Source organism: Trichocoleus desertorum AS-A10 (assembly GCF_039962155.1).
GTDB lineage: Bacteria > Cyanobacteriota > Cyanobacteriia > FACHB-46 > FACHB-46 > Trichocoleus.
Genome location: NZ_JAMPKN010000001.1, coordinates 562,617 through 585,857 on the forward strand (window position 1 = coordinate 562,617; position 23,241 = coordinate 585,857).

At 51.2% G+C, this 23,241-nt stretch carries 19 protein-coding genes; 9 read left to right on the top strand and 10 right to left on the bottom strand.

Going from position 1 to position 23,241, the window contains the following annotated elements:
* The first annotated feature begins 10 nt into the window (after nt 1-10).
* Together NDA01_RS02590 and NDA01_RS02595 are read left to right on the top strand one after the other, a co-directional pair.
* Nucleotides 11-1,729, top strand: coding sequence for a diguanylate cyclase (locus NDA01_RS02590; RefSeq protein WP_348226754.1), 1,719 nt, complete (start codon nt 11-13; stop codon nt 1,727-1,729).
* A gap of 173 nt (nt 1,730-1,902) precedes the next feature.
* Nucleotides 1,903-3,963 carry a TolC family protein gene (locus NDA01_RS02595; protein ID WP_348226755.1) on the top strand — a complete coding sequence of 687 codons (2,061 nt, stop codon included), beginning with the start codon at nt 1,903-1,905 and terminating at the stop codon, nt 3,961-3,963.
* An 88-nt stretch (nt 3,964-4,051) separates the two neighbouring features.
* Here the strand turns inward: NDA01_RS02595 and NDA01_RS02600 are convergent, their stop codons facing one another.
* Nucleotides 4,052-4,240 (bottom strand): hypothetical protein, encoded by a 189-nt coding sequence (locus tag NDA01_RS02600; protein WP_190433685.1) that lies wholly within the window; start codon nt 4,238-4,240, stop codon nt 4,052-4,054.
* A 152-nt stretch (nt 4,241-4,392) separates the two neighbouring features.
* Nucleotides 4,393-4,713: a hypothetical protein gene (locus NDA01_RS02605; protein WP_190433683.1), complete on the bottom strand. Its 321-nt coding sequence runs from the start codon at nt 4,711-4,713 to the stop codon at nt 4,393-4,395.
* 711 nt (nt 4,714-5,424) lie between these two features.
* On the opposite strand from NDA01_RS02605, the gene mnmG reads away from it, so the two are divergent.
* The 3 genes from mnmG (at nt 5,425) to NDA01_RS02620 (ending at nt 9,614) form a co-directional block, all read left to right on the top strand.
* Nucleotides 5,425-7,338, top strand: a complete 1,914-nt coding sequence (mnmG, locus tag NDA01_RS02610) for a tRNA uridine-5-carboxymethylaminomethyl(34) synthesis enzyme MnmG (protein ID WP_348226756.1) — start codon at nt 5,425-5,427, stop codon at nt 7,336-7,338.
* A gap of 518 nt (nt 7,339-7,856) precedes the next feature.
* Complete coding sequence (locus NDA01_RS02615; RefSeq protein WP_348226757.1) at nt 7,857-8,906, top strand: hypothetical protein; 1,050 nt, start codon at nt 7,857-7,859, stop codon at nt 8,904-8,906.
* 114 nt (nt 8,907-9,020) lie between these two features.
* On the top strand, nt 9,021-9,614 hold the full coding sequence (locus NDA01_RS02620) for a TIGR04376 family protein (RefSeq protein ID WP_190555488.1): 594 nt from the start codon (nt 9,021-9,023) through the stop codon (nt 9,612-9,614).
* Nucleotides 9,615-9,702: 88 nt separating this feature from the next.
* On the opposite strand, the gene NDA01_RS02625 is transcribed toward NDA01_RS02620, so the two are convergent.
* Entirely contained in the window at nt 9,703-10,059 is a 357-nt protein-coding gene (locus NDA01_RS02625) for a hypothetical protein (RefSeq protein ID WP_348226758.1), read from the bottom strand.
* Nucleotides 10,060-10,245: 186 nt separating this feature from the next.
* A complete protein-coding gene (locus NDA01_RS02630; protein ID WP_348226759.1) occupies nt 10,246-11,487 on the bottom strand; it encodes a glycerophosphodiester phosphodiesterase in 1,242 nt (413 codons plus the stop codon).
* Between the two features lie 206 nt (nt 11,488-11,693).
* On the opposite strand from NDA01_RS02630, the gene ligA reads away from it, so the two are divergent.
* On the top strand, nt 11,694-13,760 hold the full coding sequence (ligA, locus tag NDA01_RS02635) for an NAD-dependent DNA ligase LigA (protein WP_348226760.1): 2,067 nt from the start codon (nt 11,694-11,696) through the stop codon (nt 13,758-13,760).
* Between the two features lie 9 nt (nt 13,761-13,769).
* Here ligA and lepB read toward each other — a convergent pair whose 3' ends face one another.
* Together lepB and NDA01_RS02645 are read right to left on the bottom strand one after the other, a co-directional pair.
* Nucleotides 13,770-15,233, bottom strand: a complete 1,464-nt coding sequence (gene lepB / locus NDA01_RS02640; RefSeq protein ID WP_348226761.1) for a signal peptidase I — start codon at nt 15,231-15,233, stop codon at nt 13,770-13,772.
* Nucleotides 15,234-15,267: 34 nt separating this feature from the next.
* The gene (locus NDA01_RS02645) at nt 15,268-17,712 is read right to left on the bottom strand and encodes a VIT domain-containing protein (protein WP_348226762.1); all 2,445 of its coding nucleotides are present in this window, start codon (nt 17,710-17,712) and stop codon (nt 15,268-15,270) included.
* A gap of 206 nt (nt 17,713-17,918) precedes the next feature.
* On the opposite strand from NDA01_RS02645, the gene NDA01_RS02650 reads away from it, so the two are divergent.
* Entirely contained in the window at nt 17,919-18,971 is a 1,053-nt protein-coding gene (locus tag NDA01_RS02650; RefSeq protein ID WP_348226763.1) for a hypothetical protein, read from the top strand.
* A 3-nt stretch (nt 18,972-18,974) separates the two neighbouring features.
* Here the strand turns inward: NDA01_RS02650 and NDA01_RS02655 are convergent, their stop codons facing one another.
* Together NDA01_RS02655 and NDA01_RS02660 are read right to left on the bottom strand one after the other, a co-directional pair.
* Nucleotides 18,975-19,163 (bottom strand): CPXCG motif-containing cysteine-rich protein, encoded by a 189-nt coding sequence (locus NDA01_RS02655; RefSeq protein WP_190433673.1) that lies wholly within the window; start codon nt 19,161-19,163, stop codon nt 18,975-18,977.
* Nucleotides 19,164-19,209: 46 nt separating this feature from the next.
* Nucleotides 19,210-20,868 carry a B12-binding domain-containing radical SAM protein gene (locus tag NDA01_RS02660; protein WP_348226764.1) on the bottom strand — a complete coding sequence of 553 codons (1,659 nt, stop codon included), beginning with the start codon at nt 20,866-20,868 and terminating at the stop codon, nt 19,210-19,212.
* A 180-nt stretch (nt 20,869-21,048) separates the two neighbouring features.
* On the opposite strand from NDA01_RS02660, the gene NDA01_RS02665 reads away from it, so the two are divergent.
* Together NDA01_RS02665 and NDA01_RS02670 are read left to right on the top strand one after the other, a co-directional pair.
* Entirely contained in the window at nt 21,049-21,498 is a 450-nt protein-coding gene (locus tag NDA01_RS02665) for a thiol-disulfide oxidoreductase DCC family protein (protein ID WP_348226765.1), read from the top strand.
* A 239-nt stretch (nt 21,499-21,737) separates the two neighbouring features.
* On the top strand, nt 21,738-22,505 hold the full coding sequence (locus tag NDA01_RS02670) for a gamma-glutamyl-gamma-aminobutyrate hydrolase family protein (protein ID WP_348226766.1): 768 nt from the start codon (nt 21,738-21,740) through the stop codon (nt 22,503-22,505).
* Between the two features lie 53 nt (nt 22,506-22,558).
* On the opposite strand, the gene rpsU is transcribed toward NDA01_RS02670, so the two are convergent.
* Both rpsU and rbp read right to left on the bottom strand, forming a co-directional pair.
* The gene (gene rpsU, locus NDA01_RS02675; protein ID WP_190433665.1) at nt 22,559-22,738 is read right to left on the bottom strand and encodes a 30S ribosomal protein S21; all 180 of its coding nucleotides are present in this window, start codon (nt 22,736-22,738) and stop codon (nt 22,559-22,561) included.
* A gap of 104 nt (nt 22,739-22,842) precedes the next feature.
* A complete protein-coding gene (gene rbp, locus NDA01_RS02680) occupies nt 22,843-23,190 on the bottom strand; it encodes an RNA-binding regulator (protein WP_190433663.1) in 348 nt (115 codons plus the stop codon).
* Nucleotides 23,191-23,241 lie beyond the last annotated feature (51 nt).

Here is a 23,241-nt window from a genome sequence, read left to right on the forward strand (position 1 = left end):
GCAAGACGATATGAAGTGGTCAATCGAGAAAAGTATTACGGGCGGCTTTGGCATTGCCCTTCTAGTGCTTAGCTTAATTGGTGGTCTCGGCTACCATAACATCACACAACTCGTTGCCACTGCAAACTGGGTAAATCATACCTATCGGGTGCTAGAGGCACAAGAAGTTTTACTCTTTCACATTGCCAACGCTGAAGCTGGGCAGCGGGGGTATGTTATTACGGGGCAAGAGGAGTATTTAGAACCTTATTACATTTCCACTAACACCATTAATGACCAAGTTGATACGCTTCAGAGGCTCACTGCTGATAATCCCAGGCAGCAGCAGCGCCTTAATACTTTGCGTCCTCTGCTCCAGCAGCGCCTAGACAAGCTGCAAGCAGTTTTAGACACTCGGCAGGAACAAGGCTTTACAGCGGCTCAGCAAGCAATCCGTGAAGCTCGAGGCCGTCAGGTGATGGATGCAATTCGTCGCCTCATGGATGAGATGACCACCGAGGAAAATCGCTTACTGCAACAGCGATCGCATCAGGCAGAATTAGCAACTCGCAATACAACGCTAGTGGTTGCCATTAGTGGATTTCTTGCAGCGGCGTTGCTACCGATCGCGGCCATTACCCTCAACCGAGACATCAGACGGCGCAAAACCGTAGAGCTGGCTCTGCAAGAAAGTGAAACCAAGCTGAAAGGTTGGGTAGGGGAGCTAGAACAACGCAGTCGCGAGATTGCTCTCTTAGGAGAGTTGAGCGATGTTTTGCAAGCCTGCTTCACCTTGGGCGAAGCTTACGCTGTGGTGGCTGAGTTGGTGCAGCCTTTGTTTCCGGGTATATCTGGGGCGATTTATATCACCAGTGAGTCTCGCAATTTAGTCGAAGCGATCGCCTCTTGGGGACCGCTATCCTTGCAGCCGATCATGTTTGACCCGACAGACTGCTGGGCGCTCCGTCGAGGCCGAGCTTACTTCATTGACAACGGTGATAGCAGCTTGCGTTGCCAACATCTCCAGGCTCCTTGGCCCACTCAGTACTGCTGCATTCCTCTCATGGCTCAGGGAGACGCTCTAGGAACTTTGTATCTAGCGGCCTCCAACAAAGACGACTTCACGCCGACAAAGCGGCTACTGACAGGGACAGTGGCTGAGCATATTGCCCTAGCTTTTGCTAACCTCAAGCTGCGCGAAAGCTTGCGGAATCAGAGCATTCGCGACCCTCTGACTAACTTATTCAATCGGCGCTATATGGAAGAATCGCTAGAGCGAGAAGTGCGACGGGCAGAACGTAATCGACAACCCCTCGGTATTGTCATGCTAGACATTGACCACTTCAAGCGCTTCAACGATACCTTTGGACACGAAGCAGGAGACGCAGTGCTGCGTGAGGTAGGCTTACTCATCAGAAACTCTATTCGGGCCTCCGATATTGCTTGTCGCTATGGCGGTGAAGAGCTGATGTTACTCTTGCCCGATGCTTCTTTAGAAGCCACCCGTCAACGAGCGGAACATATTCGAGAAGCCGTTAGCCACCTGAGTGTTCATTATCACCGCCAAGCTCTCGGCATGATTACGCTCTCTGCTGGGGTTGCGAGTTATCCGCTGCATGGGCCTACTGGAGAGGCAGTGACTCGGATGGCAGATACTGCTTTGTACCGCGCCAAAGCTGCTGGGCGCGATCGCGTTATGGTAGCCGATGAAACATTAGTTGCCAGTTCTGCATCTCCGGATGCTGAGTAACAGGTTTATTGATATCTTTAGGGTGCTTTTGGTTTATACGCTTAGTAAATTAGAGCAGAGCAGCAAGAATCAAGCTGAACTATTTGCCAAGTGACTTTGCCAGCCAGTATTCTGCTTAAGGTTGGTTGCCCGACTTCTAAACGTTTCTCTGGATTGCAGACTGAATAAAACTTATGCAAACCATTCGCTATTTGATGGCTGTAGGTGTGAGTGCGGCGATCGCGTTGGGAAGTACGTTGGGTAGCCCAGAGCCCAGTGCAGCCCAATCTAATAAAACTTCGGCTCAGCTTTCTACTGATGCAACGTCAAACGATCCTACTAAGACTGACGCTGCTACCTCTGATTCCACCTCCGAGCGTGTTACCCAAACTAGCTCTGATACTGCTAGACCCGCTGCTGAGAAAAGCTCGGTACAAAAAGATTCGGCATCCAAAGATCCGGCACTCAAAAACAAGATCCGCTCCAAGCCCCAGAGTAGCCGTAAGATTCGCTCCAACTCTGCAAAAATTACCGTTTCCAGTGTGGAGGCAGCGCTAAAGGAGATAGCTGAGGAACAAGCAACTCAGCAAGCCACCCCTCAGCCCAATATTCGCTCTAAAGCTAAGACTCAGACAGCGAGTCAGGTTCGTGGTGCCACTACTAAGCGGGCCGAGAAGCCAGCAGAAAAGAGCATAGACAAAACCACAACCCCTGCTAAAAAAACGGCGCAAACCAGCGCTCCTTTACCAACGCTAGAACCTACTAATCCGACTGGTTCTGAAGCACCGCGATCGCCACAACCAGCGCAGCCAAATAACTCAAGTCCGACGCTACCCGTCACACCAACCGCAACTCCAACGAGTCCTGCTAGCAATAGCAACCAATTCGTTCGCCCTGTTCCTCGTGGTTATCTCAATCCTGACCCGAATCCATTGAGATTCCCGACCAGACCTAGCGAAGTTCAGATTCAGGGCACTCAACCCATTACCCTGCAAGAAGCGATCGAACTAGCCGAGCGTAATACGCCGAGCCTACAGGTTTCTAGACTGAACCTAGAAAGAAGTCGTGCAGCTCTAAAAGAGGCACAGGCAGCCTATTACCCCAACGTGAATGCTGGAGCTAGAATAGCGCGCCAGGACTCTAACCAAAACGACCTAACACCGCAGCCACAGCCAGCCGATCCTGACTCTGCCAGCACATCTCTAAGCGGTACTCTTGGAGTCTCTTACGACATTTTTACCTCAGGCCAACGGTCTGCTACAGTCAGAGCTGCTGAAAAACAGGTGCGCTCTAACGAATTAGAAGTTGAGGTGCAGCGAGAGCAACTCCGGCTGGATGTCACGAACAATTACTATGATTTGCAACAAAGCGATGAGCAAGTTCGCATTTCGCGGGCTGCGGTCGAAACGGCTCAAGCCAGTTTGCGCGATGCTCTCGCTCTAGAACGAGCAGGGGTTGGTACCCGCTTTGATGTACTGCGATTTCAAGTAGACTTAGCCAACTCTCAGCAAGATTTAACCCAATCTCTCAGCGATCAACGGACGGCCCGGCGGCAACTTTCCCAACGACTAAACATTATCCAATCGGTTGATTTGTCAGCAGCAGACCCAGTCGAAATTGCAGGCTTGTGGAATCTGTCGCTAGAACAGAGCATTGTCCAAGCCTTTAAAAACCGAGCAGAGCTAGAGCAACAACTGCTCCAACGAGAAATCAACGAGCAACAGCGTCGAATTGCCCTTGCCAATAACCGACCGCGAATCAGCGCATTCCTCAACACCAGTTTGCAAGATCAGTTTGACGATGACCGAGACGCGCTGAGAAGTTATTCTCTAGGGGCTGAAGTGAACTGGAACTTGTTTGACGGCGGTGCAGCTAGAGCCAGAGCCAGACAGGAAGAAATTAATGCAGAAATTTCTGAAAACCAGTTTGCGGATACGAGAAATCAAGTTCGTCTCGACGTAGAGCAATCGTTCTTTAACCTGCAATCTAACTTCGAGAATATTCAAACGGCTTCAGTCGCCTTAGAGCAAGCCCGTGAGAGTTTGCGTCTAGCCAGACTACGCTTCCAAGCGGGTGTTGGGACTCAAACAGACGTAATCAGCGCCCAAAACGAGTTGACTAGAGCTGAAGGCAATCGCTTGAATGCGATTCTGAACTACAACCGAGCTTTAGCTGCCCTCCAGCGATCGATTACCAATCTAGGCGCTGCTCCTAGTGCCTCTACAGGTAGAACGCCTGCGGCTACCGCTCCATAGAACTTACGGGGGCAAGTCTTTCCTTGCCCTTTTCTCTCTATTTGTTTTGCCTAAAGATCTCTTTTTGGCAGGATTGTAGAACCTTGGCTCAGTTTTTCAGCAGCGTGTTGAAATCTTGAGCTAGTTTTTCCAGTTCGTAGAGGACAACTGTTAAATCCTGTAAAACCTCAAACGTCACTTCTGAGCGATCGCTTACTTCGGAGAGGGAATCAACACTACTCTTGACCAAATCTGTGGCGATGGCAAGACGCTGATACGCTTGTTCGACCAAGTTCATTCCCACTAAAGATTCCACTAGCTTATATAGTGCTGCACTAGAGTCTGAGGTGGCTTCAACGCCTATTTATTTAGTCTGAGTGATGTCCCAAAAATCTTCTTCCCCCGAATGAGTGAACGCTTACACGACTGCAACTTTAGATAAAGTCCAGCTCAGTCATCTCCTTGGGTGCAGACCGAACTGGACGTAGACAGCCACTCTAAGACTTGCTCTGCTGTGATTAAGCGCTTGAGCACGACTTGTCCAATGACTTGAGCCCCAGGATTTAGCTCTGCTGACTCCGTGGGCCTTACCTCTACCATCAGTACCGCTTCTTCAACTCGGTAAAGCCACAACTTTTCTCCTTGCTCTAGGATGGAAACGTTCATTTTCTTGATGTCTGGTTTGCGTCTCCAGGCCACCTCGCTCCACAATCCTGCTGACTCCCACACTCGCCCCACAGTCCAGCCGTCTGATAAAAAGAAGTACTTCACAAGCGGTTAAAAATGAAAAATGGCTCTGAAATTATGGCGTTCTAAATCCAGTATTTCCCAATGCTTCAGGATCATTCAGTATTTGTTGCAACTCACCAGGATCGTCAGCAAAGTCAAAGCTAAGGGGAAAAGGCTCAAATAGGGAGAGGTGTTTGTCTGGGCGATCGCCAGCTTACAGCCACTTTTAAAGTTATTTCTAGTCTGAAATCAGAAAGATTTTTGCTAGAGCTTATACCTTTGAAATATGCAAATTGATGATTTGCAGTTACAAACCACTAAAATATTTAATGTTCTTAGCTTTGTAGACTTTTCAGGACTTTTCAGGAAGTATTTTTAAAGAGTTCTAGGAGTCAAGTGCAAACATTGCGGGATTGAGAATATAGCGATCGCCCTCCGTCAGTAAACCTGTTCAACGCCTAGTAGATGAATTGCTTGTAAAAACCTCAATAAGTATTAATTAATCTTCAAGAGCATTGCTCATGGAATTAGCTGGTAAGCAAAGATTTTAAGAATTAACTTGTAGTTGTTGGGGCGAAGGATCTAGGAGAAAAGCTTTTGCTAATCCAACAATATTCTGTTGATTTTTCTGTCTTTACTTAGGTTGATGTGCAGCATCAATTCCTTTGGCAACAGTTAAGTGGATATAGCCTGACGGTTGAGTATAACCGCTAAAATTAGTGAGTTGAGATTCTCCAGCGTTCGAACCAAACTATGACCCTGCAAACACCCGTAGAATTCTTAGATGCTTTTGATGTGATTGTGGTTGGAGCGGGTCACGCTGGTTGTGAAGCAGCTCTCGCTTCCGCACGGTTAGGTTGCCGTACGATGCTGCTCACCCTCAACCTCGACAAAATTGCTTGGCAGCCCTGCAATCCAGCTGTTGGCGGACCTGCTAAATCTCAACTTGTCCATGAAGCCGATGCTCTGGGTGGCGAAATTGGCAAAATGGCCGATCGCACCTATTTGCAAAAACGCATCCTCAACAACTCCAGAGGGCCAGCAGTTTGGGCTTTGCGCGCGCAGACCGACAAGCGCGAATACGCCAACATCATGAAAGTCATCGTGGAGAACCAAGAGAACTTGGTGCTGCGAGAGAGCATGGCGACCGACCTGATCTTGGGCGAAAACGATGAAGTGATCGGCGTGCAAACTTACTTTGGCGTGGCCTTTCAGTGCAAAGCTGTTGTCCTAACCACAGGCACATTCTTGGGCGGCAAGATTTGGGTGGGCAACAAGTCGATGGATGCAGGACGAGCAGGAGAATTCGCCGCTGTAGGACTCACCGAAATCCTGAACAGACTCGGATTTGAAACCGGACGCTTGAAGACTGGTACCCCAGCGCGGGTAGATCGGCGATCGGTAGACTACAGCAAAATGGAAGCCCAGCCCCCCGACGAAGATGTGCGCTGGTTCAGCTTTGACCCAGAAGCTTGGGTAGAGCGAGAGCAGATGAATTGCCACCTGACTCGTACCACTGCCGAGACGCACCGCTTGATTCGTGACAACTTACACTTATCTCCGGTTTATGGCGGTTGGGTCGATGCCAAAGGGCCACGCTACTGCCCCAGCATCGAAGACAAAATTGTGCGCTTTGCCGACAAAGAGAGCCACCAAATTTTTATTGAGCCAGAAGGCCGAGACATCCCAGAACTTTACATCCAAGGCTTCTCCACCGGACTGCCCGAAGGTTTGCAACTGCAAATGCTGCGATCGCTTCCAGGTCTAGAAAACTGCACCATGTTGCGGCCCGCCTACGCCGTGGAATACGATTACCTACCCGCCACCCAGTGCTATCCCACTCTGATGACCAAAAAAGTAGCTGGGCTATTCTGTGCAGGGCAAATTAACGGCACCACAGGCTACGAAGAAGCTGCCGCCCAAGGTTTAGTCGCAGGCCTGAACGCCGCCCGCTACGCCTACAACCAGGAAATGGTCATTCTGCCCCGCGAGCAAAGCTACATCGGCACCTTAATCGACGACCTTTGCACCAAAGACCTGCGCGAACCCTACCGCATGCTCACCAGCCGCTCCGAGTACCGATTGCTCCTGCGCTCCGACAACGCCGACCAGCGCCTCACCCCTCTCGGTCGCGAAATTGGCCTCATCGACGATCGCCGCTGGGAACTCTTTACCCGTAAGCAAGCCAACATCACCGCCGAAAAAGAACGCCTGCACGAAACCCGCATCAAAGAACACGACCCCGTGGGCAAAGCGATCGCCACTGATACCCAACAAGCCATCAAAGGCTCTGTTACCCTAGCCGATTTACTGCGTCGCCCCGGATTCCACTACACCAACCTCGACCACTACAACCTCGGCAACCCAGAACTGGAACGCGTCGAAAAAGAAGGCGCGGAAATCGACATCAAATATGCAGGCTACTTGCACCGTCAACAACACCAAATCGAGCAAATCGCCCGCCAAGAACACCGTAAACTTCCTGCCGACCTCGACTATGCCGCGATCGAAACCCTCTCGAAAGAATCCCGCGAGAAACTAGCCAAAATCAAACCCCTTACCCTAGGCCAAGCCACCCGCATCGGTGGCGTCAACCCTGCCGACATCAACGCCCTCCTAGTTTACTTAGAAGTCCGGGCGCGGCAGTTGGTTGGAACTGAGGGATGACGGAGGAAGGATGAGGAATGAGCCAGAAATTTAGGGGTTAGGGCATTCCAAGCCTCGAAACACCGACAACTAGACTCGTGTTGAGGAGGTCTGGAGGACGCAGCCGTCCTTCAGCGGGGGTTTGGGGCGAGTGCTCCCAAGGCTCGAATTCAGTCAAACCTAGCCAGAGCCACCCTAGCTTTTTGTAACAACTAATTAAAATCTGAACCCCAAAACCCTGTAATCATCACCACTCTTGCTAAATTTTGGTAGATTCAGCGATCGCAGCTTCAGATCACACGATTCGTTGTATTCTTCCTGTAAACTACTCATGATTTTCCGCCTCCGCGTAGAACCTTCTACAGATGAGGCCGCGATCGCCTTTAACAAGCTACTTCGCAACCGATTTCAGGAAGCAATCTTTATATCTATTCAGGGCGCACTAGCATTAGCTTTTTTGAGAGATTGGTTGAGCAGAATCACTCCAACCTCCTCCAGCAATACCCGCATTAATTGAACTGTCACCGAGCAAGCAGTCTATGTCCCAGGATGTCGTAACCAGCCAGATGGCTTCAGACTCACTAGAAAACTCAATGCCGAGTCCTGTTTGGTCTGTAGAGGACTACGCTGACAAGTTGATGGATGAGCTGTTTGAGGACGTAGATCGCGTCGTGGAAGGCGGCACCTCACTACCTACAGAAACTACACCGATTGAGAACACTTCGGTCCAAGCTCTAGCCATTCCTCAAATGATCCTGGCTTCAGCACTGATGCCACGCCAAGGTCTCACCTCCCAGCCTGTTCGCAGCGACGCTCCCGACACAGCTTTGGTAGAAACCGATAGCTCGATCGAAAAGCATCGCCAGGTTGGCCACTCGTTCGACAAGATCTTGTTGGGGGCGGCTTGTGCCTCCATCGTCGGCATTATCTTGATCTGGTTAGGTAACCAGGGTAAGTTGGGGCGATTCTTCCCTACTAGTAACTCCTCCTCTGTCATAACCACACCCGCCCCCACAACTAAAGAGCTAGCAGATGCTCAATTTGGTGCGTATGTGCAGCGATCGCTAGAAACCATTGCTCAACTCGAAAACCCAGGCAAACAAGTAGCAGCAGCTCCCACCACTGCACCCCAACCTGCCGGAACTCTACCGACCGTACCTGTGACTGGCAACTTAGCCCAGCCGCTGACCCGGATTCCCAGCGCATTAGAGCGCATCTACACTCTGCCGAAGATACCGCAACGCCCTTACAATCGCCCTGTTCCTGCGCCTGTTGCCCCTGTGGTACCGCGCCCTGTGGTTGTGCGCCCCGTAGTCCCCATGCCTAGTGTGGCTCCTGCACCTGTCGCTTCTGTCCCCATTGCTCCTGCTGCACCTGCCGCGCCTGCACCTAAAGTAACTCTGCAAGGGGTTGTGGAATGGGGCGATCGCTCTGCCGCCTTGTTTGAAATTGGCGGTAGCACCCAGCGAATTAATTTGGGTGAGGGCATTGGCTCTAGCGGTTGGACTTTGGTGAAAGTCAGTAACAAAGAAGCCGTAATTCGCCGCAATGGAGAGGTGCGATCGGTTTACGTAGGGCAGCAGTTTTGAGCTAGTTTCAAACTGAGCCAGTCTTCGTAAGTTCTTCCTTAAGCTTGTAGCGGACTTTGGGTTACCCCTTGCTACCATCAGACAAAGCTTTATCCGACCGCAGGAGTTCTGGCCGTGGGTTTATTTGAAGATTTCAGCCGTTTTCTGGAAACTCGACTAGAGGAATTTCTGCGGAACAACCCTCATTTGGAGTTGCAAGCTCTGGAAGAACAACTGCGGGAACAAGAGGAAGAAGCGCTGCGACTCATGGCCGATTTGCGTCTGAAAGAGAAGCAAGCGCAAGATAATATTTTGGCAACAGCTCAAGAAATCCAGCGCTGGCATGAGCGGATTGGGAAAGCCAAAACTGCCGGGAGATGGGACTTGGTGAAGCCAGCCGAGGAGCGAGAGGCCGCTTTGTTGCGCGAAGGCAATCAACGCTGGGGCCAAATGCAAGTGCTGAAGGAACGCATGAAGCAAACAGAAGAGTTGCAGCGGAAGATTCAAGCTCGTCGCCAGGAAGTCAGAGCCAAGGCGGTGGAAGCGGAGGCAGCTCGTGCGAGTGCTAATGCCAATGCGAGTGCCAAAACCGCAACGAGTTGGCAGACGATTGGCTGGAACCAAAGTAACACTTACCTGCACAACAGCGCCGACCCCCTAGAAGCTCAGTTCAAGCGCTGGGAAATGGACGAGGAACTAGATCAACTAAAGCGCAACATGGGCCGGTAGTTCCAACTTCCTGCGAAAAGCTGGAAGTCTAAAATTTAGCGATCGCAGCAACACTTAACCCGACTCAATGCAGAACCAGCTTTGGGCTTTACTCTTGGGACTCAGGGCGCTGAATCCTAAACGAAATGGGATGAGGTGGTTGAGATTTTAGGTTGGGTAACTGAGGCTCTAAAGGTTTCTGGGCTGAGTTGAGCTGAACGGGAATTCCTGATGTGACAGAATTAATCACCGTAGGAGTTGGGTTAGCGATCGCCTTTGATTCCTCGAACTTCAAGGCGAAAGGCAAGCCTGCACGTTTGTCATAGTTAGAGGCGATCGCTAAAGCAGCCCCGCCCAAGATAAACACGGGCAATGGCAAGGTAATGGTCCAGTTAAAATGCTGCACCCATTGGTACAGTTCCACCAAGCCAAACAAAACGACAAACGTAGTTGCCCAGATTTTCATGGCTCAGCTCCAAGCGCTCCACTCATGTACCAGAGCTGTACTATATCGCAAGGTTTCAAGCTGTACCATCTTTGATTGCTGGTAGGGGCACTTCTTATGAACGCTATTGATCTAAATAGGGCAGGCACGAGACCTGCCCCTACGAGTGGCGATCGCTGTGGATGGTAGGGTGGCGATCGCGCAAACCTAAGACAGTTCAGATTGAGTGCGACGACGGCGGAGGAAGGCTGCGACAGGGATAACTCCTAGCGCTAAAGTCAAACCGGGTTCGGGGACTTCCTTACCGCCATTTGGATCACCAGCAACCCGATTCCGCACTTGCACCGCGGTTCCAGGGAAATCGCTGAACACACCATCTACGCCCAACGCAAAGAACTGTTCGTATTCCTGTTCCGGATTGCCGTTGTAATCCTGGGCTAGGAAGAAGTTCTCGTTGCGGAACGTGTAGGGATGTACCAACAGACCAGCTGTGTGAGCATCATCGACTAACGTAGTCGGCGATTGTAAAAACCGATCAGCATCGCTAATTACGCCATCTCCGTTCAAGTCATCTGGCTTGCCGTCTTGGTTTTGATCAACGGTTGCCGCAGGGATAATCAAGCGCTTGGAAGGGCCAATGCCGTTGGCGTAGGAGGCGATCGCAGTCAAGGCGTTGGGTCGAGTTAAATCACCATAGGTGCGAGCGTCGCCACTCAAAACAAAGTCGTAGGGTTTTTCAGTGGCCCCGCCAAACAACTGCACCAAAGGTACATCGGTGAGTTGGTTGAGTTGCTGGAGGTTACCTACTTCAAACGACTGAATAAACACCGGAGCATTGAGGCCGATATAGCCATTCTTATTCAGGGTTTCGACTAAAGGTTCTTCGAGCGACAAACCAAGCGAGTCAAAGTAGCTAGGGTGCTTGGTTTCCGGATAAATACCAATCGTACGGCCTAGCTCAGCACTCTTCCGCTGGGCTAAATCAATCACTTCTTGCAGCGTCGGAACTTCAAACTGCCCATTAAACGCTGTATTGCCCGGACGTAGGTCAGGAATTCGCTCCTTGGCTCGCAGCGTCTTTAGTTCTGCCAAGGTAAAGTCTTCGGTGAACCATCCAGTATAGGTCACGCCATCAATCACTTTGGTGGCTTTCCGGGTGGCAAATTCTGGACGCTCAGCCACATCGGTTGTGCCAGAAATCTCATTTTCGTGACGGGCCACCAATACCCCATCTTTGGTCGCAACTAAGTCAGGCTCAATGTAATCAGCGCCTTGGGCGATCGCTAACTCATAAGCCGCCAAGGTATGCTCTGGCCGCAGACCACTCGCGCCTCGATGACCAATTACAATTGGGGGTTGCCCGGTTAAGGTCGCAGCTTTCACTTCAACCATCGGCCATACTGCCAGCACGGTACTTGCTAGCAATCCTAGCTTGAACAAACGCAGCATGAAAAACTCCTCACTAGCAGGTGAACAACGCCTCCTTGAGTAAAAATACGGGGTTCAGATTAAGCTTAAGTCTAGGTTTTTGTTAATGGCTGTTTAGGAGTGGGTTAAACCGCGATCGCTTTCGGTCTTTTTCCCCAACCAGAATCGGAAGTGGGAGCGTTAAACTAGCGTCTGGAGTTTTGATTCATGGGCAACGGAGCGTCTCTGTGGAACAGCCAACTGCACAGCCAACCCCTGCGATCGCAGCGCGAGTGCTAGAACTGCGAAAACTAGTGCAAAAGGCTAGCTACGAGTACTACGTGCTAGATGCTCCGGCGATGGAAGACGCGGTTTACGACCAGCTCTACCGAGAACTCAAAGACTTAGAAATTCAGTATCCAGAGTTAATCACCCCCGATAGCCCTACTCAGCGGGTTGGCGAAAGACCTGCCTCCCAGTTCACCTCCGTCCGCCACAACGTGCCGCTCTACAGCTTAGAAAACGCCTTTGGCAATGCCGATTTGAACACTTGGCAGGAACGCTGGCGGAGAGTTGCGCCAGATGTCGGCGCAGCAGAATACATTTGTGAACTAAAAATTGATGGTAACGCGATCGCTCTCACCTACGAAAATGGTCTGCTGGTACGCGGTGCCACCCGTGGCGATGGCATTTCTGGTGAAGAGATTACTCAAAACATCAAAACCATTCGCTCTATTCCTCTGCGGCTCGACCTGGATAATCCGCCCCCTTTAGTCGAAGTGCGAGGCGAAGCCTTCTTACCTCTAGACGTGTTTGAGCAAATCAACCAAGAACGCGCCCAGGCAGGAGAAGCCGCATTTGCCAACCCCCGCAACGCCGCCGCCGGAACCCTGCGCCAACTTGACTCACGCATCGTCGCCAAGCGTCGCTTAGACTTCTTTGCCTACACTCTGCACATCCCCGATGCTTCAGCTCAAGGTGAAGTTGCCCATCCCTTCCAAATTCAAAGCCAATGGGAAGCTCTGGAATGGTTGCAACAAGTGGGATTTCGCGTTAACCCCAACCGCGATCGCTGCCCCAACCTAGAAGCCGTCAAAGCTTACTGCGATCGCTGGTCTACCGAGCGGGTGGGGTTGCCCTACATGACCGACGGCGTAGTGATCAAAATCAACTCTTTTGACCTGCAAACCCAGCTCGGATTCACCCAAAAGTTTCCCCGTTGGGCGATCGCACTCAAGTATCCCGCCGAAGAAGCCCCCACCCTGCTGGAGAACATTAGCGTCAACGTCGGTCGCACCGGAGCCATCACCCCCGTCGCCGAACTCAAACCCGTGCAGCTCGCAGGCACTACCGTTTCCCGCGCCACACTCCACAACCGCGATCGCATTGTCGAACTCGACATCCACATTGGCGACACCGTGATTGTCCGCAAAGCAGGTGAGATCATCCCGGAAGTCGTGCGAGTGCTGAAAGAACTGCGTCCCGCTGATGCCCGTTCCTTCACCATGCCAACTCACTGCCCGGAGTGCAACCAACCCGTCGTTAAGCCCGAAACGGAAGCCGTCACCCGCTGCATCAATGCCTCTTGCCCCGCGATTTTGCGGGGAGCCTTGATTCACTGGGCCAGCCGCGATGCTTTGGATATCAACGGCTTGGGCGAGAAACTGGTGCAGCAATTTGTCGAGCACGGCTTGGTACATTCCGTCGCCGACCTCTACGACCTCACCACAGAGCGACTGATGACCCTAGAGCGCATGGGCCAGAAATCCGCTCAGAAACTCGTCAATGCGATCGCTCACTCCAAAGAGCAACCTTGGTCTCGCGTCCTCTACGGCTTGGGTATCCGTCATGTTGGCAGCGTCAATGCCCAAACCCTCACTGCTCGGTTTCCCAGTGTCGAAGAGTTGGCGAGTGCTGAGGTAAGTGCGATCGCGAGCGTCTATGGCATCGGCTCCGAAATCGCCCAAGCCGTACATCAGTGGTTCCGCATTCCCGCCAACCAAACCCTAATTGAGCGCTTACGTGCCGCCGGACTCCAGTTTGCTGCTGAAGTCACTGCCCAGCCCACTAGCGGAAATCAAGCTTTAGCAGGCAAAACATTCGTGATCACAGGTACCCTGCCTACGCTCAAGCGGGATGAAGCTAAAGCCTTGATTCAGCAAGCCGGAGGTAAAGTCACCGATTCCGTGAGTGCAAAAACTGACTATTTGGTTGCTGGAGAAAACGCTGGGTCAAAGCTAGAGAAAGCCCAATCTTTAGGTGTTCCTCAACTTACTGAAGCTGAGTTATTAGCGCTAATTGCATCAATCCAGTGAACAATAAACTTACTGCTGGTTTAGAGGTCGAATTCTAGCGGGTGGCCAGTAGATTTTGTACGCCCTACCCACAATATTTCTGTCTGGGAGAAACCCCCAAACATGAGAATCAAAACTATCGTTGCGATTATCCCCTAAGACTAGGTAGGCATCATTAGGCACTACTTCTGGCCCCCATTCGTAAGCAGGAGGCTCAGAAATATAGCTCTCCTGTAAAGGCTGGTCATTGCGATAGACCTTACCATCTTTGACTTGAATTGTTTCCCCCGGCGTACCAATCACTCGTTTGACGAAAAACTTATCTTTCATTGGCCTGTCTGCGGAACTTCTTTGCAGTGGATGAAAAACAACCAGATCACCATCTTTTGGCACATATCTTAAAGACTTTAAAACAAAGATTCGGTCCTTAATTTGCAGCGTTGGCTCCATCGAACTGCTAGGAATTACAAACCTCTCAATTCGTTGCTGGAGAGATGCAGGAACTGCTCCCATTAATAAGCGAATTGCAACAATACTAGCAATCACTAAAACAATAATCTGTTGTGCTCGAATCGCTGATTTTTTCGGCGCATGAACATAAGCGTGATAACAAGCAAAACCCGTAATCATTGCAGGTAGCCAAACATGAATCTTGAGGCCCACCAAACCACTGGCAGCAACAATCATGGCTACTATCAAGACCATGCCAAGAAGGTTTTGCTGAAGGTAAACCTGCCCCAATCCAGGCAAAAGTTGCGACAAAAAAACAGCCAACCAACTCTCTTTTTGGCTCGCGTCCTCCTTGTGAACTTCTAGAATGCTACCCCCCGTTACACCTCGGTACGCTTCAAACAAATCCACAATATAGATAAAGACAACTGGCAGAATGCAACTCAAACCGATTAACGTATTGCCCGCAGGGCTCAAAATTGACCAGAAAGCCAACCAAATCAGGGCGATCGCCATCCCCGCGAATAGTAATCCCCTAACTATCTGACCTACATAGATTTGGCCCAAACCAGGAAACAACAAAGATAAATTCGCCGCGAACCAAGCATCTTTACTCGCGATCGCCACTACATCTCCTGGCCCCGCAGACTTTTGCTTCTGACCAGAACCAGCCTGAGTCACAGAATGCGAACTGGCAACAGAGAGAGCCGCAGGAGTAGCCGTTGTTGGCCTTGTATCAGACACAGAAGCTTGCTCCGCGATCGCAAACTCCTCCATCCAACCCAGTGCGACCTGATCAACTTGCTTCCCCGAAACCTGCACCTGCTGAATTCCTGTCACACCCAAAGCCAGCAAACCCCGATGCACATAGCCCACTGCTGCTGACTGATTAGGCAACCGCTCCGCCACCAGCTCCACCTGCAAGCGATCGCCCACCAACTCCACCGCCGCCGTTATCCCCTGCGGCTTCAGAGCCCGATTCATCAACGTAGCGATCGCATCAGGATTCCCTTGTTTAGCTAGTTCCAGCAGATTCTCAGTCACGGCAGATGGCCACAAATGCTCAACTAAATCCACCCTAACGCAACCGTAACGTCACCCGCACCTTACCCGTCACACCTTGCGATGGCTGCCAGCCCTGGAGCGATCGCTTGATCACATCAACCACAGCCGCCTCTTTTAGGGTAGAAGTCTTGTCATCCAACAAAATGCGACCGACTCGACCATTCTGCACCGAGAACTCTAGCACCACATCGCCGCTAAACCCAGTGGGCAGATTGAGGCTTTGTAGATATTGGGAGAGAGCAGGCATTTGGGCTGGATCTAAACCCGTGATACTTACCACTTGCAAGCGAGAATTGTTAGGTACAGGAGCGATCGCCTCTGCTTCAGCAGCCACCCTGGTCTTAGCTACTGGAGGACTCGCTGTTCCTGCTTGGTTGTTACTCCCCACTGGTCGTCCCGCTAACCTCCTAGATGGAGCCATCGCAGGCATAGGAACAGCGGCACCTGACCCCATCGCAGCGTCTTGAGCACTCCCAAAGACACCTTCGTAGCTAACCCCCTCTGGCATTTCCACAGGCACTTGTACCCTCTGGCGAGTGCCATCTGGATTGACTCGCACCTCATCGCTGACCGCGACAAACGCTGTGTATTGAGAGAGCAGACGATAAGCCAGGGCTGTATCTGTGACTGCTGCCACGCCAGACGTGGTTTCGCCACCAAACATTTGGTTCATCAAGTCTTTGATCCGAACCCGGCCCCAAAGCTGAGCGATCGCGGGATTGTTGTCTCCTTGGTCGAAATTCACTTTGAGCGTCTTTTCGTAACGCTCACCTCCAGCGGCAACTCCGGTAATCTTGAGGCTGCCACTGGCGCGATCGCTTTTGCGCCCAAATAAAACCAGTGGTTGACTGGCAAACAAATCGGGAGCTGCTAAGGGATAAATTTCTGGGGCAGCACCGGAGCCTTGCCAGGTGACTTGAACGTTGGTCAGAACGGGGTTGTTGATTTGCCGGAAGAACTTCTCGGATACCTGCTGAGTTGGCTCATCTTGGCGAATCACTTGAGATGTGCCTCGCCCTACCTCAGCCAAGCGATCGAGCAAGAAGCGATTGACCGAGCTACCTACCCCAAAGCTATAGAGACGATTCCCCGGCTTAAGCTGGCGTTGCACTTCGGCAATTACCTGGTTTTCGTTGCCAATGTACCCATCCGTGAGCAGTACAACACTGCGTAGCCGACCCGATTCCGCCGCTGGAAAATTCATCACCGCTTGGATGCCATTCAACAATTCGCTGCCGCCGTTGGCCTTGAGTTGGTCCACATAAGCGATCGCCTTAGCTCGATTAGCGGATGTATTTGGCAGTGGTGCAGGAGAGAGTTGGGTGGTCGTATTGGAAAAATCAATAATCGAGAAGGTGTCGTTGGGATTCAACCCATTGATGAAGCGGCGCATCAGTTCTTGCGACTTCGCCAACGGATCGCCTTCTTGAGAGCCGGAGGTATCCATCAAGAACACCACATCTTTCGGTACAATCTCATTGCTGCGGTACTGCACAGCGGGGATGAGATAGACCGCAAAGTGCCCGCCTTTTTTGTCAGCTTGAGTTAGTACTGTGGCTTGAGTCTCGTTACCTGCCACCCGATAACGCAGAATCAAATCTTTGTTGGGGATCTTGTCTTCTGCTACCAGTTGCACTTTGGTTGTATTACCTGACGGTTCCACGCTCAGTTTGTGAGAAGGCGATCGCACCTCTCGCACAGGCAAACCTGCATCAATCTCAACGGTGACGCCAATGTCATGACCAGAACGGGTACCCGGTTTGAGCACCGGAGGCGTAATCCGAGACGCATCAGGCACCACATCTGTATCGCCGCTATTATCGATCGCGTTGCCAGGGATGTAGCGCGGCCCCACCACCATCGGGAAGACGAATTCGTAATCACCACCCTCAAACTTGAGGCTGTCGCTGTAGCGAATCGTGACTTCAATTCGCTCACTAGGTCGGATATTCGCCAAGGACTGTGTAAAAATGTTGTCTCGCTCTTGCTCTAATAGCCCTGCGGTGCGGCCTTGCTGTCTCGCCTGCTCATAGATTTTCTGCGCTTCTTCCCGCTTTTTGATGTCTCCCTTAATCACGCGATCGCCAATTTTGATTTCCATGTCATCTACTGCCGCCTCATCGGGCAGGGGAAAAACATAGATGGCTTCTAGGGGATCTTTAAAGGGATTCTCAAAGGTTTGAGTCACCTCAACGCGAGAGATATTGCCCGCTACCTTTGCCTTCACCTCCGTATGTTTGAGCACAAAGGCTTGCTGCTGCCCATCCTTTTGCCCAAATAAACCACCGGGTGCAGGAGTAGGTGTCGGCTCAGCAGCGTTATCCATTGAAGTTGGATTCACGATTGTAGGGCGCAGAGGCACTGACCTCGCCGATTGAGCAATAGAAAAGTGGGCGATCGCTCCTATTGTGCCAACTAGGAGCAATGTAGCAGCAGGCAGAGCATAGGCAAATTTCATACTTAAACTCTTAGCAGTAGAAAAGAATCGCTAGACCGAACGCGGTTGACTCTTACCATGACATGCTGAAAGCTACCGATCTCGACCGTTGCAATTTTTGTAACATCGGTCATGGCAAGATCGGAAATTATAGCGATCGCGACTGTAGCTACTTACCAATCAGGCTTTAGTTGCTTTGTTTATTGCTTTGCTGTGGCAAGCTTCCTATGTTTAAACCATCTCTCACAATCAGTGCCTCTATCTGTGCTGCGCTCGGTCTGCTCTCAATAACTCAGCCAGCCTGGTCCCGTCCCAGCGCGAACATTACCGCGATCCAAATTGAACCCATGCAGAGAAATGGTCAGGAGCAGTTAACCCTGATCGTGCCTGATCGTAATCTGTATAACGGTTCCAGTGGTGCTCTGAGCCGCTACAACCTGCACATGGCCAAAATGTTTGAGGTCACGTTTGCCCACTGCGACCAGTTGCGCCCTCATATTCAACAAGTGCGATGGCAATATGTTGGGGACAATGGCGATCTGAACTTGGATCAATTCTCGATCAATTGCGAACTGGCTCAGGAAGTGGTGGATACCTATGGTCTGACTAACTCCGAACCCACGACTATGACTTATCGGGCTACAGGAACTAAGACAGTAGAGTACATCCCCACCTTGAACTTGCGAGGCGATCGCTTAGCCCGCTTTCAAGATACCGTTCAGCAATTTCGGCCTGCTCCCAGTTCTGAGTTTGGGCCAGCGATCGGCGGTTATAGCGAGCCTGTCTCGATTGCTCCAGCTACTACGCCAACAGACACAACCGTTCCCGTCGCTAGCATTCGTTTCCTGCCAGCCAGCCAAGGAGGGCAAGCTCGTGGCATTTTCATCGTGCCCGATCGCGACACTGCTCGCTCGGCCTATGGTGGCTCTTTGCGTCGCTACGATGTGCATTTAGCCAAAATGTTTGAAGTCGCCAATCTCTACTGCTCCACTAACGATTGGCAGAGTGTGGAGTGGAACTACTTTGCAGGCAATGGCGACATCAACATGGGCCGCTTCGTCATGGGCTGCAACTTGGTGCGCGATGTGGTCAATGCCTATGGGCAGGGTCGCAAAGAGCGTACCCTAATTCGTTTTGGCTATGGCAATAATGCTGCGCAGGAAACTCACAATTTACCTGTGCTGAATATTACGGGAGATAAAATCCCCAAATTCATCAACTTTGCCAAGCGTTTCCAGCCTGTCGGGGTGGCCCAACGAGTTGATGCTGAGCGACGTTAACGCTCAACCTTCATAGTCGCTGTCGATTTCAATATCCAGCGTGTCTTCATCAATACGGACATAAAGCACATTGGGGCGGCAGCAAACTTGGCAATCTTCGATGTAGGATTGCTGTCCCCCAGCGCTGAAGTCCACAAAAGTTAAGTTAGGTTCACCACAGAAGGCACAGAAGTATTCAGCCGTGTTTTGCATGAGTTCAGGTGCAGCGCAAAACCCTCATTTTACCTATAGGAGGGTCTTAGGCGGGAACGCTTAACTGTTGCTCTAACGCGGCTTGGTGTTCCCAGTTAAATAGACTGGTGGCCGTTGCCAAATGCTTCAGCAGCGTGTTTTGGGGTAATGGTCCCTTTAAGTGCTGCCAAGGCAATACGAGATCCGGTGTCCAATCAGCATGGACATAAAATTCCAGGTCGGGTAACTGTCCTCGCAGTTCTTTGAAGGCGCGGCGATAACTGCCTAGGGAATCTCCGTAATGACGAGTTAGTTCCAATAAGCGAGAGAGACGGCGATCGCCCCTAGAAATCAAGGCTTGAATCACCGACCAGTTGTAGCTTTCCGGTCGAAAATCAATGCCTTGCGATCGCAGTTGTTTTTGCAGAAATTGCAGCCGTTTCTCGGCTTGGCGATTCACCCCAAACCACTGGAACGGGGTATGAGACTTGGGCACAAAGGTACTACAGCCGAAGGTGAGGCGCACACCCGGAGCTGCTTTCTTGAGGCCCCGCAGCATCACCACGGTTTGCTCTAGATCATCCGTTTCTTCACCCGGAACGCCCACCATGCCGTAGAGCTTCAGGTTGCTCAGACCGCCTGCTTTCGCATTCACCGCTGCCTGATTAATTTCGTCGTTGTGCAGTTTCTTGTTGATGATTTGCCGCAATCGCTCTGAGCCGCTTTCCACCGCGATCGTGATCGAGCGGGTGTCGTGCTGACTGAGGGTTCGCGCCAGTTTCTCGGTGACAGTGTTGGTCCGTACCGAAGCAATGCTCAGCCGTACTTGGTCATGTTGAGGTTGGCTGATGTAATCCAACAAGGAGTCAAATTCTGGATGTTGGGTAACTGAAGCTCCCAATAAACCGAGGCGATCGGTCACGGTTAAACCTTGTTCGATCGCGGGAATCAATGACGTTTCCACATCGGCGGTGCGGAAGGGCAAAGTCAGGTAACTGGCGAGGCAGAAGCGGCACATCTCTGGACAGCTCCGCACCACTTCCACCATATAAATGTTTTCCCAAGCAGCTTTTTCGGTGACAACAGTAGAGGCGGAGAGAGTATTGCCCCGATAGGTTTGCTTTTCGACCTGAGCAGGAATGGTGGAGTCAACGGGTTGAATAGTGGCGATTGCTCCGTCTGGGCTTCGGTAAGTAACTTCGTACAAGCTAGGAATGTAGATCCCTGGAACTTGGGCCAAGTGCCGTAGTTGAGTAACGCGATCGCTGCCTCGCACTTCTTTGTAGGCGGCAACCAGCGCATTTAGCAGAATCTCGCCATCTCCGAGCAGCACCACATCAAAGAAGTCAGCGAAGGGTTCGGGGTTCGCCGTCAAGACAGGGCCGCCTCCGAAAATTAGCGGGTGAGTGTTGGTGCGATCGCTAGCCCGAATCGGAATATCGAGAGATTCCAGCAAGTTCAAAATATTTACATAGTCCAGTTCCCAAGACACCGAAAAGCCGAGCAGTTCTGGTTGAGATGGCAAAGGCTCATGAACATCGGTGAACAGGCGGCTAACTTGCAGATCCGAGCGAGCGGCCAAGGTGGCCCAAACGACTTGATAGCCCAAGCTGGTGATGCCGACGTTGTACTCGTTAGGGAAGGCAAAGATCGTGGGAATAGCGTCAGGGTTGGGTGTAGCGGGAGTAAAGAGGAGGCGTTCGGCAGCAAAGGGCGAATTAGTCACAGAAGGGCGATCGCTCGGATCTAGGCGAATTGAACAAGGATTAGCTCTCTCACTCTAGTCAATTTTGAGCAAGCGATGACAGGCTGGATTTCCGGACATCCCCGAACGCTTAGGTACAGGTGCCTTCTGCTCTACAGAGGAGAATAATTCACAATAGAAAGGCAACTCTCTAAAAAACTGATGCCCTACACCGTAATCTATGACGGCAAATGCAACCTCTGCGTTACCCTGGTACAACTTCTAGAAAGCTTAGACCAAGGCGATCGCTTTCAGTACATTCCCATGCAAGATCCAGAAACCTTGCAGCGCTGGAACGTCACCCCTCAGGACTGCGAACTAGGCATGATCTTGATTGATGCAGAAGCTCCAGAACGCCGCTGGCAAGGAAGTGATGCCGCTGAAGAAATTGGTCAATTATTTCCTCTAGGCAGTGTATTTGTGGCTGCCTATCGTGCCCTTCCTGGGCTGAAATGGAGCGGCGATCGCATCTATGAACAAGTGCGCGACAACCGCTATACCCTGTTTGGGCAGCGCACTACCGTTTACCATTCTGCTTATCCTGCCTGCGACTCCAATGCCTGCGATCGCTACTTCGCCACTCCAGCGGCGTCAGCTAATAGAGAATCTTGAAGTTTAGAGCGAGATTAAAGCCAAGTCTGACAGTTTGAACACAGTTAGAACTAAGGCAACTAAAGTATCCTAAATTTCGACCCTAAAATTATGTTTGAGACCGTGCCAACTCCTAGAACAAATTAGGGAAATTTAGTAATAGTGAATGATCCCAATGTGGTTGATCATAAAGCGGGCGATCGCACTCTGGTTCTAAGACTGCGCTCTCCTGGTTGTCTTGCTTAGGATGATTGTGCAGCATGTTGTTCCCTCTTCCATCCCCCAACTCAATTACGAAGCCGCCAATTATTGGCATCACGACTTCTTGCAAAAACGAAACAGGACACTACTCTCTGTTCAGCAACTACATAGATGCGGTCAGACGTGCTGGAGGTGTGCCTGTACTCCTAACTCCTGGTGAAATGCATCAGGCTCGAATCCTCGATTTTGTCGATGGCCTGCTCTTTTCGGGGGGCGGCGATATTGACCCAGCCGAGTACGAGGGTTCATCACACCCCAGCATCTATCGCGTCAATGCTGAGCGAGATGCCTTTGAACTCGGACTTGCTAACCTAGCTCTGAAAACGTCAATTCCAATGTTGGGAATTTGCCGAGGGCTGGAAATTTTTATGGTTGTGAGCGGCGGCCAGTTGGTTCCTCACATTCCTGACGAATTTGGCAATACCGTCATTCACCGAGCCGATCAGTCTCACTGTGCCAAGCACCCTGTGCAACTTGTGCCCAGAACGCGACTTGCAACTTTGCTCCATCGAGAAACAGAAATTAATGTAGTGTCTTGGCACCACCAATCCGCCCGAAGCGCACCTCCCGGTTGGCGCGTTGCCGCTCAAGCCCCGGATGGTGTGATTGAAGCGCTAGAACATCAGCATCATCCTTGGGCGATCGCGGTGCAGTGGCATCCAGAACTTGCCCCAGAAGATTCTGGGCAACAAAGGATTTTTAAGGCATTTGTCCAAGCGGCTAGCCAACCACAAGTCGTAGCTCTGCCTCAGCCCGCCTCAAACTAAAAGCGAAGAGTGCCAACTGACAACTCTTCGCTTTAGCTTTAGCTAGCCCTAGTTTAGTGAAAGCGATGTTTGCGACGTCTGGCTAACGCTTTACGCTTCTCCTTGTCCTGAGGAGTTTCAAAGAAGCGTTGACGCTTCACATCAGCGAGAATTCCAGCTTTAGAAACTTGACGCTTGAAGCGACGTAGCGCTGACTCAATTCCTTCGTTTTCGCCCAGAACAATTTGGGTCATTCTGTATATCCCTCAGGTTGCCTCTGAATCGTGATGAGTATTGTTTACCAGGATTACCGCAAATTCAATCCACTCAAGCCAGTGCTTCAGTTTCTAGGAAATGATTAATACCGGGAGTAGCCTCTGCCGCCACCGCCGCCACCGCCGCCGCCCCAGCTATTGCGATCGTCACGACCTCTACCACCGCCACCACCGCTACCGCTGCGCTCTTCGCGAGGCTTAGCTTTGTTGACTCTTAGATCGCGACCCATCCACTCAGCTCCATCCAGAGCCTCGATTGCTGCGGTTTCTTCTGCTTCTGTAGACATTTCAACAAAGCCAAAACCACGGGGGCGACCCGTTTCCCGGTCTAGAGGGAGTTGAACTCGCTTAACAGTGCCGTACTCTGCAAAAACGGCATTTAAATCGTCTTGCGTGACATCGTAAGACAGATTACCAACGTAAATGGACATGAAACTCTCCAGAATCAAAGAAATTGCAGAGATTTAAATTCGGAGAGATGC